The organism is Acinetobacter sp. YH12039 (genome assembly GCF_013420015.1).
In the GTDB taxonomy this organism is placed as follows: domain Bacteria; phylum Pseudomonadota; class Gammaproteobacteria; order Pseudomonadales; family Moraxellaceae; genus Acinetobacter; species Acinetobacter amyesii.
The window spans coordinates 1-1453 of sequence record NZ_VOZA01000123.1; the positions used below are offsets into that span (position 1 = coordinate 1).

At 37.8% G+C, this 1453-nt stretch carries 1 pseudogene; it reads left to right on the top strand.

Going from position 1 to position 1453, the window contains the following annotated elements:
* Positions 1-706: 706 nt before the first annotated feature.
* Positions 707-1327 (top strand): annotated as a pseudogene (locus tag FTT98_RS17745) (IS5 family transposase); the annotation flags it as partial.
* Between the last annotated feature and the right edge of the window lie 126 nt (positions 1328-1453).

The following is a 1453-nucleotide window of genomic DNA, read 5'->3' on the forward strand; positions in this document are numbered from 1 at the left end:
AGGATCAGAAAGCTTGTTTGAATCGATGTATTTCATCCGCAGATTATGCACGAATGCTAAGAAATCCGGAGTGCAAATATTAACCAAAAAGAAGATCGTTTTTTGATTTATGAAAGAGATCTATTAAATTATATATTATCATTATTTCTCATGAAAATCAGCATCAAAACATAGGTGACTTTTATAAACTAAAACGTCTAAAATAAAGTGACCAAAACCACATTAAATGATCTAAATTGATCTAAATTTTAGCCCACCAAAAACCACATCTTACCAATTAAATCATATACTTACAAATAACATCATTTAATGAAATAAATCTCGGTGACCTTGCCAAGGTTGGGGTCATTAAATGTCTTGTGATACTGCTTCTCAAAGAAGTGGATATAGTATTCAACCAGCAGATTGATATCTTCACGGCGTTCTTTCAAAGAAGGAATCAGAACTGGATAGGTAGCTAAGCGGTAATATAGGTCACTACGGAAACGGCCCTCTTCCACTGCTTTTTTTCAGGCTTTCATTGCAAGCCACCATCACTCAAACATTAGTTTTCCGGGTTTTCGTATCACCTAACAGCTCAAACTCGCCAGTTTGCAGTACACGTAGTAAAGTGATGTGTGCTGATAAAAACGGAAACTTTTACTTGGTAAATGGCTTTGTTGCACAAACCTATCTGTAACGGCTTTTTCAGCGATATAATTTCCAAATGAAGAAGCCTACACACAAAATCTACCGCACAACCAATTGGCTCGCATATAACAGAGCTCTCATTAATCATGGGAATATTGCCATTTGGTTCGATCCAAAAACACAATGGTATGCAGAACCTCAAGGCAAACAAGGTCGAAGTCAAACCTACTCCGACATAGCGATTCAATGCTGTTTGATGATCAAATCTATATTTAGACTCACTTTACGCATGGTTACTGGTTTTGTTCAAAGCTTAATTATACTTTGCGGATTAGATTGGACAGCACCAGACTTCACGACGCTTTGTAGAAGACAAAAGTATATTGATATTCAAATTAGCTACCAGAAAAGTCGTGATGGGTTACACCTACTCGTCGACTCTACGGGTTTAAAATTTTTAGGTGAAGGCGAATGGAAGCGTAAGAAGCATCAGCCTGAATACCGTCGGCAATGGCGTAATCTGCATCTTGGTATAGATGCTGAAACACTGCAAATACGTGATGTTCAGCTTACGACAAATAATGTCAGTGATTCACAAGTACTTGGTGATCTACTTGATCAGATTCCTCAAGATGAGCATATTGACTTCGTTTATACCGATGGTGCTTATGACACGAAGCGGTGTCGCCAGTTGATAGAGGTGGTTCCACTTGTTTGAACAACTAAAAGCGTATTTATAAGTGATATTCTGCTCTAGTTAAGCCACCTTGTTTTGTTGCGGTAGCTGATCATAGTAAAACTCATTTGGTGTCATTTTGTCTAG